We start from the raw sequence: 13,976 nt of genomic DNA on the forward strand, positions 1-13,976 counted from the left end.
TTCCAACCCGGGGAAAGATTACGTAACGCTATCGTCGTTATTGCAGCACGGAAATATCAGCTACCTGCAAGAACAGCTCACGCAGTTGGCTCAGCAGCGTCAGGCGGTTCACACGCACCTGCTCATCTTCTGCCATGACCATCACCTGGTCGAAGAATGCATCGACAGGTTCACGCAGTGAGGCCAGCTCAACCAGCGCTTCCTGATAGCGGCCTTCAGCGAACAGTGGCGTCAGTTTATCGCGCAGTACAACAAGGTGAGTTGCCAGCGTAATTTCCGCCGCGTCTTTCAATACGGCAGCGTTGACGCTCTCGTTCAGCGTATCGGTGGATTTCGCCAGAATGTTGGAAACGCGCTTGTTAGCCGCAGCCAGCGCTGCAGCAGCATCCAGCGAACGGAAGTGGCTGACGGCTTTCACGCGGGCATCGAAATCTGCCGGACGAGTTGGACGACGCGCCAATACCGCCTGAATGGTATCTACGCTGTGGCCTTCTTCCTGATACCAGGCGCGGAAACGGCCGAGCATAAACTCAATCACGTCATCCACAACGTTGGTGTTAGTCAGCTTGGCGCCATACAAACGCACCGCTTCTTCGGTCAGCGTCTGCAAATCCAGCGGCAGGCGTTTTTCGACGATGATGCGCAGTACACCAAGGGCGGCACGACGCAGCGCAAATGGATCCTTGTCACCTTTCGGGTGTTGGCCGATGCCAAAAATCCCTGCCAACGTATCCATCTTGTCGGCAATCGCCAGCGCACAGGCCACCGCAGAAGACGGCAGTTCGTCGCCCGCAAAGCGCGGCTGATATTGCTCATTCAGCGCGACGGCAACATCTTCTGCTTCGCCATCATGGCGCGCATAGTGCATTCCCATCACGCCCTGCGTGTCGGTGAATTCAAACACCATGTTGGTCATCAGGTCACACTTGGACAGCAGCCCCGCACGCGTCGCGTGATTCACATCAGCACCAATCTGACCAGCTACCCAGCCCGCCAGCGCCTGAATGCGATCGGTTTTGTCGCGCAGCGTACCCAACTGCTGCTGGAACAAAACGGTTTCCAGACGCGGCAGGTGATCTTCCAGACGCTTTTTGCGGTCGGTATTGAAGAAGAATTCAGCATCCGCCAGACGCGGGCGCACCACTTTTTCGTTACCGGAAATAATCTGCTGTGGATCTTTGGATTCAATGTTGGCAACAAAGATGAAATTCGGCAGCAGATTGCCACTGTTGTCGTAAACCGGGAAATACTTCTGGTCACCTTTCATGGTGTAAACCAGCGCTTCGGACGGCACAGCGAGGAATTTTTCTTCAAATTTCGCGGTCAGCACCACTGGCCATTCCACCAGCGAGGTGACTTCTTCCAGCAGGCTGTCGCTCAGATCGGCATTACCGCCAATCTTGCGTGCGGCTTCTTCCGCATCGGCTTTGATTTTCGCTTTACGCGCATCGTAGTCGGCGACGACTTTGCCGCGCTCCAACAGAATCTGCGGATACTGGTCGGCGCTATCAATCGTGAATTCAGCCTCACCCATAAAGCGGTGACCGCGAAGGGTACGAGCAGAATGGATACCCAATACCTGACCGGGGATCAATTCATCACCCAGCAGCATAGTTACGGTATGTACCGGACGCACAAACTGCGTTTCTTTGTCGCTCCAGCGCATCAGCTTTGGAATTGGCAGCTTCGATAATGCGGTGCTTACCATGCCAGCCAGCAGCGCCTGCGCCTGCTCGCCTTTCGCGTGGGCGCGATACAGCAGCCACTCGCCTTTATCGGTCGTCAAACGCTCAGCTTGCTCAACGGTGATGCCACAGCCACGCGCCCAGCCTTCTGCCGCTTTGGTGGGTTTCCCTTCAGCATCAAATGCTTGTGCAATCGCCGGGCCGCGTTTTTCTACTTCACGATCGGGCTGAGAAGCGCTTAAGCGTGCCACTTTTAGCGCCAGACGGCGCGGCGCAGCAAACCAGCTCACCTCACCGTGCGCCAGATTGGCGGCATCCAGCTCCGCCGTGAAATTAGCGGCAAAGGATTCTGCCAGATTACGGAGAGCCTTCGGCGGCAGCTCTTCCGTGCCAATTTCCACCAGAAAAGTCTTGTCAGTCATGGCTGCCTCTTAGCTCTCTTTCTTATTACACATCGGGAAACCCAGTGCCTCACGCGAGGCATAGTAGGCTTCCGCAACCGCTTTGGTCAGGGTACGAATACGCAGAATGTAGCGCTGGCGCTCGGTAACCGAGATCGCTTTACGCGCATCCAGCAGGTTAAAGCTGTGCGCCGCTTTCAGAATGCGTTCGTAAGCCGGTAAAGGCAGCGGTTTTTCCAGCGCCAGCAGGTGCTGCGCTTCTTTCTCATATTGCTCGAAGCAGCTGAACAGGAAATCAACGTCAGCGTGTTCAAAGTTGTAGGTCGACTGCTCGACTTCGTTTTGATGGAACACGTCGCCGTAGGTGGTTTTACCTAACGGGCCATCGCTCCAGACCAGATCGTAAACGCTATCAACGCCCTGAATGTACATCGCCAGACGTTCCAGACCGTAGGTGATCTCACCCGTCACCGGTTTACATTCCAAACCGCCAACCTGCTGGAAGTAGGTAAACTGCGTGACTTCCATACCGTTCAGCCAGACTTCCCAGCCCAGACCCCAGGCACCCAGCGTCGGGTTTTCCCAGTTGTCTTCCACGAAACGAATATCGTGAATGGTCGGATCCATACCCAGCTCTTTCAGAGAACCGAGGTACAGCTCCTGAATATTGTCCGGTGATGGCTTAATGACGACCTGAAACTGGTAATAGTGCTGTAAGCGGTTCGGGTTTTCGCCGTAGCGCCCATCGGTCGGACGACGAGAAGGCTGCACATAGGCGGCGGCCATTGGCTCCGGCCCCAGTGCCCGCAGGCAGGTCATAGGATGTGAAGTGCCTGCGCCGACTTCCATGTCCAATGGTTGAACAATGGTGCAGCCCTGGCGAGCCCAATAATCCTGTAATGTCAGGATCAGGCCCTGGAAGGTCTTGGTATCAAACTTTTGCATGTTGGATTCGCGCGCGATACAAGTGGATTTATAAGGAATGCGCCAGTATACCCTCTGACCGCAAGATATACAGCCAGAATGCGGTAACAAGTGCAAATCCCCGTTATCATCTTTCAAATTCCGGGATCAGCCGGAAAAAACGGTCTGCAACATCTTCAGGCTTAGCAGCAGTAACAATGCCGCAAAGGCCTTTTTCAGCGTTGCCACAGGCAGACGATGCGCCAGACGGGCACCGACAGGTGCGGTGAAAAAGCTGACGGCGGAAATCAGGAAAACGGCGGGCAGAGAAACATAGCCGACGCTGTAGTCAGGCAATCCGGTCGTCGACCAGCCGTTGATCAGGTAGCCCAACGCGCCGGAAACGGCAATCGGTAGCCCAACCGCTGCGGATGTGCCGATCGCCTGCTGAATACGAACGTTGCACCACGTCAGGAACGGCACCGTGAGCGACCCACCGCCAATCGCCACCAGCGCTGATATGCTACCAATCACCAACCCCGCCAGTGAAATGCCTGCCGTACCGGGCAACTGGCGCTGCGGTTTTGGCTTGATATTCAGCACCATTTGCAGCGAAACGTAAGCCATAAAACAGGAGAAAAAGATCGCCAACGCCCGCGTCGGCAACAGCGTCGCCAGCCAGGTGGCCGCGAATGTCCCGATCAGGATGGCTGGCGTAATCCTCATCACGACAGGCCACAGCACCGCCTGATGTTGATGATGCGTGCGCAAGCTGGAAATCGCCGTGACGACAATCGCCGCCATTGATGTTCCCAACGCCAAATGCACCAGATGTGTATTCTCCACACCTTGTGCAGCAAACAGCGCCGTCAGCACCGGCACCATAATGCCGCCGCCGCCAATGCCCAATAAGCCCGCCATAAAGCCTACCACCGCACCTAATGCCAGATAGGCTGCAATCCACTCCACTGCCATTCCCTGTACCCCTGTGTCTGCTTTTCTTATTTTTGATTTAACAACCCTGAGCCAATGAGCAGCCCTGAGCGAATAAACCGCTCTGGGCTGCTGGCAAAACATTATTCATGATTCCACGACGACTTTCCGCCCCATCCGCCAGCGATCTTTCATATCTGCGAGCACGCCCGCAAAACACTGGTTGCCCATACAGCACTTTAAGTGCCATCATCACACCACATTGCGACAGACCGCCTTACAATCAACGGCATCACCATAATCAGGAGAAAGGCATGCAACGCTGCGGCTGGGTTACACAAGACACCTTATATCAGGATTACCACGATAACGAGTGGGGAAAGCCCTGTACCGACAGCCAGAAGCTGTTTGAGTTACTGTGTCTGGAAGGCCAGCAGGCTGGCCTTTCCTGGATCACGGTTCTGAAAAAACGCGAACACTATCGCCGCTGTTTCCACCAGTTCAACCCTGAGCAAGTCGCACAAATGACGCAGGATGACGTAGAACGGCTGGTACAGGACAGCGGTATTATCCGCCATCGCGGGAAAATCGAGGCCATTATCACCAATGCAAAAGTGTGGGTGGCAATGGAGAGCCAAGGAGAGAGCTTCTCGCACTTCATTTGGTCTTTTGTCGGACACCAGCCACGTCTCAATCATCCCGCGTCACTGACAGAAGTCCCAGCTAAAACGGACGTTTCAGATGCCATGTCCAAAGCCCTGAAGAAACGCGGCTTCAAATTTATCGGTTCGACTATCTGCTATGCCTTCATGCAAGCAGGTGGATTGGTCAACGACCATGTCACCGACTGTTTTTGTCATCAGGAAAGCGCGTCATGATCCGCCCTTACTGCGACCGCGATCTCGAACCGCTGATGCAGCTTTGGCTAAAGAGCACCATTCTGGCGCATCCGTTTATTCGTCAAGATTACTGGCGAGAGAGCGCCAGTGCGGTACGCGACGTCTATATTCCCCAGTCGCAAACCTGGGTTTATGAGGAGCAAGGAAGCCTTATCGGCTTTATCAGCGTGCTGGAAGCACGGTTCATCGGCGCACTGTTTGTGGAAGAAGCCTACTATGGAAAGCAGATTGGCACCTTACTCATCCAGCATGTTCAGGCACAGTTTCCCTTACTCAGTCTGGAAGTGTATCAGCAGAATACGCGCGCCTGCCGGTTCTACCATAAGCAGGGGTTCATCATCGTTGAGGAAAATGTTAATCAGGATACACAAGCCACGGCGCTGATCATGCAGTGGGCGAATGAGGGAGCCGTAAATGCCGCTCCCTCCGATTCCGTCGATCACCGCTGAGCCATCGACTCAGCGAGCGATCAGAACGTTGTCCAGTTATCGCTGCCGTTATCCCGCGATGCGAGCGTTGGCAGACGAGCCGTTGTCTTATTGCCCGAGTTGCTATTACCGGTGCCCGAGCCTTGCAGTCGTGGCAGACCGGCAACATCCGTATCGGATATGCGGAAAACTGACATCAGTTTTGCCAGCTTCGAGGCCTGTTCCTGCAATGAGTTCGCCGCGACGGAGGATTCACTCACCATAGCGGCATTCTGCTGAATGGTCGTATCCATTTCAGCGACAGCACTGCCGATTTGTGCAATCCCGCGGCTCTGCTCATCCGATGCCGAAGAGATTTCCTCCATGATGTCATTCACTCGGCTCACGGAAGCCACAATGTCATCCATCGTCGTTCCCGCCTGAGAAACCAGATCTGTTCCGGCACCCACGCGAGAAACCGACTCTGAAATCAGGCTTTCGATCTCTTTTGCCGCCTGAGAGCTGCGCTGGGCAAGACTGCGCACCTCACTGGCAACCACCGCAAATCCCCGTCCTTGCTCTCCGGCACGCGCCGCTTCTACTGCCGCATTCAATGCCAAAATATTGGTCTGGAAAGCGATGCTATTAATGACGCTCGTAATATCAGAGATTTTCTTCGAACTCCCCGAAATATCGCTCATAGTGTTAATGACACGGTTAATAATATCCCCACCGCGATTGGCATTGGTTGAGGCTTCTCCGGCAATCTGGCTGGCATGTCGGGCATTATCGGCATTGTTCTTCACCGTAGCCGTTAACTCTTCCATACTGGCTGCGGTTTCTACAATCGCCGCCGATTGCTGCTCGGTACGTGATGACAAATCATTATTGCCTACGGCAATATCAGAAGCAGCACTTTCAACGCTGTACACGCTTTGACGAATATCAGTCATTAAATGACGTAGTTTCTCCGTCATCACCATCATTGCCGTCGTGAGTTGCCCCAGCTCATCATGCCGCTCTACCGTAACATTGGCGGACAGATCGCCACTCGCAATGCGTTCCGCCAGCTTCAGGTTGGTAATAATGGGTCGGGTAATTTGTCGCGTGACAGACCAGGCGATCAATAACCCGAATACGATGGCTATCGCCCCTAAAACCAGCGTTTGCAGTACGGAGCTATTGATAATGTCATCATTCTTCGCGCCGAGCTTTTGCAGAATATTGCCGATATCACTCGTCATTTTGTCTCCGGTTGCCCGGAATTTAACATCTGTGGTCTTTAGCTGACCGAGTTGTACGTAATACTGCTCTGCCGTTTGATGATAATTTTCAAATGCTTGCCAAAACGAATCCACGACGCGACGACGATCGCCACTAACCGACGATGCCAGCGCATCGTAGGATGCCTTCGAGGCAGCATAGACCTGTTTCTGTGCATTAAACGCGGCTTCGCTGTTCTCTTTTTGTAAGATATAAGTGCTGTTGACCAGTTTCAGAAACAGCAGTGAGAACGCGTCTTTCTGCATCGCCAACGCATTTTCATCCGCGCTGACGGGAAAGTTGGTCATAAATGCCGTTAATGCATCAGAGGCATTCATCTGGCCGATTTTTTTTGCTGTCGCGACGACCGCATTGGCGGCGGCTTTCAGGGTATTCAGATCGGTATCATAATCTTTAAAATCTTGATCAAGATTATTAAAATCAGAGAGATAACCCTCTTCCCACGTTAGCGCTTTCGCTTTTTCTTTTTGCTGATTTGCCTGACTAATATAGGTATTCAGATTCTTGATATTGTCATCCGCAAAGGTGAATGAATATTTCACTCTCGCCATTTTTGACTGATCGAGATAGTGATTCATTTCATTCAAAATAGTCGTTTTAACATACAGATCGTGAATGATAAAAAATCGTACAGCGCCAACACCAGACGCCATCATCACTAACAGCAGGACAATACCAAACCCGCCATACAGCTTATGAGAAACCTTAAGGTTGCTCATAACTCTGGTAAAAAAATGCATTTCCGCCCCCGTAACAACACCATTTCTAAAACATCCCCGTAAATAGGGTTATCGGTTTTTCACGGTAAGGCTTTATCTGAAAATGAGTGACAGCAATCACAAAGGAAATATATTAATCAAAAAATAAAAATCTCACGCTAAGCATCGGTCTGCGATCGTTCATCCTATCCATCGTGCAAATCCCCCATTAATTGCGATTAACCTTGGGCAGATGCAGGGGCGGTATCGCTTGCAGTCTCTCGCCAGCTACGCGATTATTCGAGGAGCTATTTCTACGTTAACTTCCTTAATCTGCTGGAGTTTGTGATGAAACCTAGCGTTATCCTGTATAAAAAAATTGCTGACGACCTACGCGCTCGTTTAGATCAACACTTCACCGTCACTGAGCTTGACGCCTTTCCTTCACTCGACCACCCGGCTCTGGCAACGGCCGAAGGCATCATTGGTTCCGGTGGTAAAGTCGATAAAGACTTCCTGCAACACGCCCCACGCTTACGTGCGGCCTCCACCATTTCTGTCGGTTACGACACCTTTAACGTCGACGCACTGAATGAAAAAGGGGTGATTCTCATGCATACCCCAACCGTGCTGACAGAAACCGTGGCGGATACGGTTCTGGCGCTGATGCTCACCAGCGCACGACGGGTCGTGGAAGTGGCCGAACGCGTTAAAGCAGGCGAATGGAAAGGTGGCGTTGACAGCGACTGGTTTGGCACTGACGTTCACCATAAGACCATCGGCATTCTGGGGATGGGTCGCATCGGTCTGGCAGTCGCACAACGCGCCCACTTTGGTTTTAGCATGCCGGTTCTGTACAACGCTCGCCGCCATCACGCCGAAGCAGAGCAGCGCTTTAATGCTCGCCATTGCGATCTCGATACGCTCCTGGCCGAGTCTGACTTCCTCTGTATCACGCTGCCACTCACGGCGGAAACACATCATCTGATTGGGCGTGAGCAGCTGGCAAAAATGAAACCCAGCGCCATTTTGATTAATATCGGTCGTGGTGCTGTCGTGGATGAAGACGCGCTGACGGAAGCGCTGGTGAAAGGAACCATTCAGGGCGCAGGCTTGGACGTGTTTGTCAAAGAACCGCTGCCCGTCGATTCTCCGCTGCTGGATTTACCTAACGTCGTGGCGCTGCCACATATCGGTTCTGCCACGCACGAAACACGCTACGATATGGCCGCCTGCGCCGTTGATAACCTGATTGCCGCCCTAAGCGGTCAGGTGAAAGAAAACTGCGTGAATCCGCAGGTTTTGAAATAGTCCTCAGGCGATCTTAGCGCTGCGACGACGTGCTTGCAGCGCTGCTACCCTCACACTCAATAAACCCGCCATCACACGCGAAACGCAGCTATTTTCCGCAAAAAACCGCCCTTCTCCCTACCTAAAAACTGGATAACCAATGCCAGTTTTGTTCTTTGCTGTTTCCTACTGCCTATGGAAGTATCGGCTGTAACGAACGGTTAACGTCCCCGCCATATTTCCCCGTTTCAGGACGCAACCGATCCGCACATTCACCTGATAAAACAGAACGTTAATAAAAACCATTACCTGTAGGAACAACCATCGTGGCGACTTTTTTGCATCCTCATCAGAAACTCACTATTTTTGCCTCGTTGCTCCTTCTGGGCGGTGCACTGAGTGCACAGGCAGCGAACGACACACCGAAAATCGGCGGCACGCTGATTTATCTGGAACAGCAAGCACACACCAATCTCTATACGCCCGCAGGCGGGTTTTACCCGAACGGCGGCATTCTCAACCAGATTACCGACAAACTGACGTACCAGAACCCGGAAACGCTGGAGATCGAGCCGTGGGTTGCGGAATCCTGGACCGTCAACGCGGATAACACCGAATACACGTTCAAGATTCGTCCCGGCATCAGCTTCTCTGATGGCACTCCGCTGGATGCCAACGCGGTAGCGAAAAACTTTGATACCTACGGTTTGGGGAACACAGCGCTCAACCAGCCGGTTTCAGAAGTCATCAATAACTACCTGCGCAGTGAAGTCATCGACCCGCTCACAGTGAAGTTTTACTTTAAGAAGCCCTCTCCAGGCTTTCTGCAAGGCACCTCAGCGATCGGTTCCGGTCTGGTATCTCTCAGCACGCTTGAGCGCAATTTCAATCAGTTAGGCAATGCCAAAAACATTATTGGTTCCGGTCCATTCGTCGTGAGCAGCGAGAAACTAGGACGCGAACTGAAACTGACCGCCCGTAAGGATTACAACTGGGCACCGGTTAAATCGAAGCATCAGGGACGCGCCTATCTGGACGGCATTACCTATCTGGTGACCCCGGAAGACAGCGTACGTATTGGCGCGTTGGTATCCGGTCAGGCGGATTTCATTCGTCAGATTCAGGCCTACGATGAAAAGCGGGTGCAAAGTCAGAACTTCAATCTTTATGCCCCGCCTACGCGCGGCGTCAATAACAGCGTGGTTTTCCGCCCGGACAACCCGCTGGTCGCCGATATCCGCGTGCGTAAAGCGCTGCTGCACGCCACCAACACCAAAGAGATCATCAATACGCTGTTCTCTGACAACTACCCACAGGCTACGTCACCGCTGGCCAAAACCGCCGCAGGCTATGTCGATCTCTCTAGCAAGCTCACCTTCGATCCCGCGCAGGCCAACAAACTGTTAGATGAAGCGGGGTGGAAAACCGGTTCGCAGGGATTGCGGCAAAAAGACGGTAAAACGCTGGAACTGACCGCTTATGAATCGCTGCCACAGCCGCAGAACAAAGAAACCTTACAGTTGGTTTCCCAGCAGTGGGCAAAAGTCGGCGTGAAGCTGAACGTGTTGGCGGGCGATGCGGGCAGTAAAACCGTCGATAGCCTCGATCCGCTGAAAACTGGCGTTGCACCAGCGATGGTAGGCCGTGCCGACCCAGATGTACTGAAAAGCCAATATTACCCGACGGTACGTAACGTCCTGCTGCAAAAAGGTGGCTCCAGCGACAAAGTGAAGGACTTTGTTGATCCGCATCTGAATACGCTGCTGGATGGCATCGCCGCTGAAACCGACCGCAGCAAGCGGCTGGCGCTGGTCGGGGAGGTACAGAACTACCTGATCGATCAGGCCTACGTCATTCCCATTTTTGAAGAACCGCAGGTGTTTGCCGGCGCCCCCACGACAAAAGGCATCGCGTTTGAAGCCGTCGGTCGCCCGAGTTTCTACAACACCTGGCTGGATAAGTAACGCGGAAGAAAGAGGGAAGCGATCATCATGAACCGATATCTGGCACTGCGCATCGGTCAGGCACTGCTCGTCTTGTGGGCGGCATTTACCCTGTCTTTTATCCTGCTTCAGGCGATGCCGGGTGATGCTGTACTGATCAAGTTCCAAAACCCGGAGCTCGGCCTGAGTGCCGAGCAGATCGCGCAGTTGCGTTTGTCTTACGGTGCCGATACGCCGGTACTCACGCAATATTTTCATGCGATAGCCCAGATACTGCGTGGCGATCTCGGCCTCTCTCTTCAGGCGGGCGTGCCAGTCACCGAGTTGATTGCCGCGAATCTGCCGCCCACGCTGCTGCTCGCGGTGCTGGGCTTCATCGCTGCTGGCCTGCTGGCGTTTGCTCTGGCGTTCTTATCGACGCTGACGCCGTTTCAGTGGCTACGAAGCACGCTGCAATCGTTGCCGTCGCTGTTTATTTCCGTCCCAACCTTTTGGCTCGGTATCGTACTGATTCAGATTTTCTCTTTCCGTCTGGGGCTGATTCCGGTGATTAACCCCGGCGAATGGGAAGGGCTGATTTTACCGGTTCTCACACTGGCGCTACCGATCTCCGCCCCGCTGGCTCAGGTGCTGATGCGCAGCATCGATCAGGTACAAACCCAGCCGTTTGTTGCCGTCGCCCGCGCCAAAGGAGCCAGCCGCAGCGGCGTGCTGTGGCGACATATCGCCCGCAACGCGATGCTGCCCACGCTGACCATCGCTGGCCTGCTGTTGGGCGAACTGATTGCGGGAGCGCTGATTACCGAAACCGTGTTTGGCCGTAACGGACTCGGTCAGTTGACGCAGGAAGCTGTGAACTATCAGGACAGCAGCGTATTGCAGGCCATCGTACTGGTTTCCGCTGCCGCCTTTGTTGTCGTCAATCTGGCCGTCGACCTGCTCTATCCCCTTCTCGATCCGCGCCTGAAAAAAACGCCAGGAGCCACGCTATGACTACCGTACAGCTGGAAAAAATCACCTTTCCTCTTCTGCGCAAGCGGCCTCTACTGCGTCGCTACGCCTTCCAACCGGGGCTATTGCTGGCCTGGCTGGTGATGCTGACCGTCGCGCTTTGGGCGCTGTTCCCCGGCTGGTTTACTGGCTATAGCCCGACAGAGGGCATCGCGGGCGCACAGCGGCTGGCACCCGACGCCGACTACTGGCTCGGCACCGACCAGCTGGGACGTGATCTCTACGCGCGCATCGTTTATGGCGCCGTGCACTCGCTTTCCGGTGCCGTTATCGCCGTCGGGCTGGGTCTGGTGCTCGGTAGCCTGTTCGGTCTCTTGGCGGGCGCGGTGGGCGGCTGGCTGGATAGCGTCGTGATGCGCAGCATTGATGTGTTACTGGCTATTCCCGGCCTGCTGCTGGCACTGAGCGTCATCATTCTGTTGGGTTTCGGCACGGTTAACGCCGCGATTGCCGTGGGTGTCACCTCCGTCGCTAGCTTCACCCGGCTGGTACGTTCAGAAGTGTTGCGCGTGCGCCACAGCGACTACGTCGAAGCCGCCTATGGCAGCGGCGGCACCTTTTTCAGCGTGTTATGGCGGCACATCCTGCCGAACTCACTGACCACCGTTTTCGCCTTTGCCGCGCTGCAATTCGGCAGTGCGATTCTGGCCATCTCCACGCTGAGCTTCCTCGGCTACGGCGCACCACCGCCCACGCCGGAATGGGGACTGCTGATCGCCGAAGGCCGCAACTACATTGCCACCGCGTGGTGGTTAACCACCTTCCCCGGTCTGGTTGTCGTACTCGTTGTGTTGTCCGCCAACCGCATCAGCCAATCGATCAGAAGGACGGAACGATGAGCCTGTCAGCCAGCTTACAAACCAGCTCGGCGGTGCCCGTACTGGCTCTGGAAAACGTCACGATTGCCTACCGTAGTGACGATCGTGAGCAGACCGTCGTGGAAGGCGTCTCTTTTCATATTCAGCCCGGTGAAGTCGTCGCACTGGTGGGGGAATCCGGTTCAGGGAAAACCACCACCGCACAGGCGGTTATCGGTTTGCTGGCCGAGAACGGACGGTTAACACGCGGCGCCATTCGGCTCAACGGCGTGGATATCAGCGACTGGTCGCAGAAGCGGTTGGACAGCGTGCGCGGTGCGCAGATCAGCCTGATCCCGCAGGATCCCACCAGTTCCCTGAATCCGGTGCAGACCATCGGCGAGCAAGTGGACGAAATTCTGCGCATTCATCAGCGGGAAGATCGCCAGACTATCCGCCAGAAAACGCTGGCGCTGCTGGAACGCGTGGGGCTAAACCAGCCGGAGCTGCGAGCGAAACAGTATCCGCACGAGCTGTCCGGCGGTATGAAACAACGCGTCCTGATCGCGATTGCCATTGCGCTAAAACCTGCGCTGATTATTGCTGATGAGCCCACCAGCGCGCTGGATGTCACCGTGCAGAAACGTATTCTCGATCTGCTTGATGAACTGCGACGCGAAAATGGGACGGCGGTGCTGTTCGTTACGCACGACCTGGGGGTCGCGGCCGAGCGTGCCGATCGGCTGCTGGTCTTCCAGAACGGCTACATTCAGGAACAGGGTCCAACGCTTGAGGTGCTAAGCGCGCCCTCAAGCCACTATGCCCGCACGCTGCTGGCGAACGTGCCGTCGCTTAACCCAACGCCGCGTCCACCGCGCAACCATGCATCCGACATCATTGTCTCGGTCGAAAATCTGGTACAGACCTTCCCCTTATCGGGTCGTAAAGGGGAACATTTTCGGGCCGTGGATGACGTCTCTTTCAGCGTGGCACGCGGCACAACGCACGCCATTGTCGGCGAATCCGGCTCGGGTAAAACCACCACGGCACGCAGCCTGCTCGGGTTTCATCACCCCAGCGCCGGGCGCATTCTGATCGACGGCACCGATATCACTCACCTGAAAGGCGAAGCGCTACGGCAGTTCCGGCAGAAAATTCAGTTGGTCTACCAAAATCCCTTTGGTTCACTCGATCCCTCACAGCGGTTATACGACATCGTCGAGGAACCGCTGCGCAATTTTAATCGCCATACCGCCGCGCAGCGGGAGCAAAAAATTCATGAGATGTTCGAGCGCGTCGCCCTGCCCGCCGCGTTGCTGTCACGCAAGCCGCGTGAGCTGTCCGGCGGCCAGCGACAACGTGTCGCCATCGCCCGGGCGCTGGTGCTGGAACCGCAGGTACTGGTGCTGGACGAGGCTGTCTCGGCGCTGGATGTCACCGTGCAGGCGCAGATTCTACGTTTGCTGGCTGAATTACAGGAATCACTTGGGCTGACATACCTGTTCATTTCGCACGATTTGGCGGTCGTACGCCAGATCGCCGACACCGTTTCCGTGCTGTACCACGGCAAGCAGCTTGAATCCGGCCCGGTAGAGCAGATCTTCGCCCATCCCGAACATCGCTACACCCGTGAACTCATCGAGGCCATCCCCGGGCAGCAACACCCGGCTTTTGCCCGTCCGCATCACTCTGAAACCAAAGTGGCACTAAACCAAGGACAGTAGA

Annotated in this window: 11 protein-coding genes; 7 read left to right on the forward strand and 4 right to left on the reverse strand. The window is 54.8% G+C overall.

The features are described 5' to 3' along the window. Positions 1–37: 37 nt before the first annotated feature. The 3 genes from glyS to AB8809_RS23065 all read right to left on the reverse strand — a co-directional run bounded on the left by glyS (position 38) and on the right by AB8809_RS23065 (position 3,964). Complete coding sequence (gene glyS / locus AB8809_RS23055; RefSeq protein ID WP_194431393.1) at positions 38–2,107, reverse strand: glycine--tRNA ligase subunit beta; 2,070 nt, start codon at positions 2,105–2,107, stop codon at positions 38–40. 9 nt (positions 2,108–2,116) lie between these two features. Further along, positions 2,117–3,031, reverse strand: a complete 915-nt coding sequence (glyQ, locus tag AB8809_RS23060) for a glycine--tRNA ligase subunit alpha (protein ID WP_010286428.1) — start codon at positions 3,029–3,031, stop codon at positions 2,117–2,119. A 126-nt stretch (positions 3,032–3,157) separates the two neighbouring features. Then, complete coding sequence (locus AB8809_RS23065) at positions 3,158–3,964, reverse strand: sulfite exporter TauE/SafE family protein (RefSeq protein WP_015842254.1); 807 nt, start codon at positions 3,962–3,964, stop codon at positions 3,158–3,160. Positions 3,965–4,236: 272 nt separating this feature from the next. On the opposite strand from AB8809_RS23065, the gene AB8809_RS23070 reads away from it, so the two are divergent. After that, the gene (locus AB8809_RS23070; protein WP_349856888.1) at positions 4,237–4,800 is read left to right on the forward strand and encodes a DNA-3-methyladenine glycosylase I; all 564 of its coding nucleotides are present in this window, start codon (positions 4,237–4,239) and stop codon (positions 4,798–4,800) included. Next, positions 4,797–5,270: an N-acetyltransferase gene (locus AB8809_RS23075; protein WP_256542599.1), complete on the forward strand. Its 474-nt coding sequence runs from the start codon at positions 4,797–4,799 to the stop codon at positions 5,268–5,270. The genes AB8809_RS23070 and AB8809_RS23075 overlap by 4 nt, the downstream gene beginning before the upstream one ends. A 20-nt stretch (positions 5,271–5,290) precedes the next feature. Here the strand turns inward: AB8809_RS23075 and AB8809_RS23080 are convergent, their stop codons facing one another. Next, the gene (locus tag AB8809_RS23080) at positions 5,291–7,252 is read right to left on the reverse strand and encodes a methyl-accepting chemotaxis protein (RefSeq protein WP_349856889.1); all 1,962 of its coding nucleotides are present in this window, start codon (positions 7,250–7,252) and stop codon (positions 5,291–5,293) included. Positions 7,253–7,558: 306 nt separating this feature from the next. Here AB8809_RS23080 and ghrB point away from each other — a divergent pair, with 306 nt between their 5' ends. From ghrB to AB8809_RS23105, 5 genes are all read left to right on the forward strand, one after another. After that, complete coding sequence (gene ghrB, locus AB8809_RS23085) at positions 7,559–8,521, forward strand: glyoxylate/hydroxypyruvate reductase GhrB (protein ID WP_349856890.1); 963 nt, start codon at positions 7,559–7,561, stop codon at positions 8,519–8,521. A 305-nt stretch (positions 8,522–8,826) separates the two neighbouring features. Next, complete coding sequence (locus AB8809_RS23090) at positions 8,827–10,464, forward strand: TIGR04028 family ABC transporter substrate-binding protein (protein WP_015842259.1); 1,638 nt, start codon at positions 8,827–8,829, stop codon at positions 10,462–10,464. Positions 10,465–10,491: 27 nt separating this feature from the next. After that, a complete protein-coding gene (locus AB8809_RS23095; protein ID WP_349856892.1) occupies positions 10,492–11,436 on the forward strand; it encodes an ABC transporter permease in 945 nt (314 codons plus the stop codon). Next, positions 11,433–12,293, forward strand: a complete 861-nt coding sequence (locus AB8809_RS23100) for an ABC transporter permease (RefSeq protein ID WP_181830108.1) — start codon at positions 11,433–11,435, stop codon at positions 12,291–12,293. The genes AB8809_RS23095 and AB8809_RS23100 overlap by 4 nt, the downstream gene beginning before the upstream one ends. Continuing rightward, entirely contained in the window at positions 12,290–13,975 is a 1,686-nt protein-coding gene (locus AB8809_RS23105) for an ABC transporter ATP-binding protein (protein ID WP_349856894.1), read from the forward strand. Before AB8809_RS23100 ends, AB8809_RS23105 begins: the two co-directional genes overlap by 4 nt. The last annotated feature ends 1 nt before the right edge of the window (position 13,976 follow it).

Origin of the sequence: Pectobacterium aroidearum, from assembly GCF_041228105.1 — a bacterium.
GTDB lineage: Bacteria > Pseudomonadota > Gammaproteobacteria > Enterobacterales > Enterobacteriaceae > Pectobacterium > Pectobacterium aroidearum.

Coding starts and splice junctions, on each gene's coding strand:
- AB8809_RS23070 (WP_349856888.1), top strand. CDS start 4,237: ATGCAACGCTGCGGCTGGGTTACACAAGACACCTTATATCAGGATTAC.
- AB8809_RS23080 (WP_349856889.1), bottom strand. CDS start 7,252: ATGCATTTTTTTACCAGAGTTATGAGCAACCTTAAGGTTTCTCATAAG.
- glyS (WP_194431393.1), bottom strand. CDS start 2,107: ATGACTGACAAGACTTTTCTGGTGGAAATTGGCACGGAAGAGCTGCCG.
- AB8809_RS23100 (WP_181830108.1), top strand. CDS start 11,433: ATGACTACCGTACAGCTGGAAAAAATCACCTTTCCTCTTCTGCGCAAG.
- AB8809_RS23075 (WP_256542599.1), top strand. CDS start 4,797: ATGATCCGCCCTTACTGCGACCGCGATCTCGAACCGCTGATGCAGCTT.
- ghrB (WP_349856890.1), top strand. CDS start 7,559: ATGAAACCTAGCGTTATCCTGTATAAAAAAATTGCTGACGACCTACGC.
- glyQ (WP_010286428.1), bottom strand. CDS start 3,031: ATGCAAAAGTTTGATACCAAGACCTTCCAGGGCCTGATCCTGACATTA.
- AB8809_RS23065 (WP_015842254.1), bottom strand. CDS start 3,964: ATGGCAGTGGAGTGGATTGCAGCCTATCTGGCATTAGGTGCGGTGGTA.
- AB8809_RS23105 (WP_349856894.1), top strand. CDS start 12,290: ATGAGCCTGTCAGCCAGCTTACAAACCAGCTCGGCGGTGCCCGTACTG.
- AB8809_RS23095 (WP_349856892.1), top strand. CDS start 10,492: ATGAACCGATATCTGGCACTGCGCATCGGTCAGGCACTGCTCGTCTTG.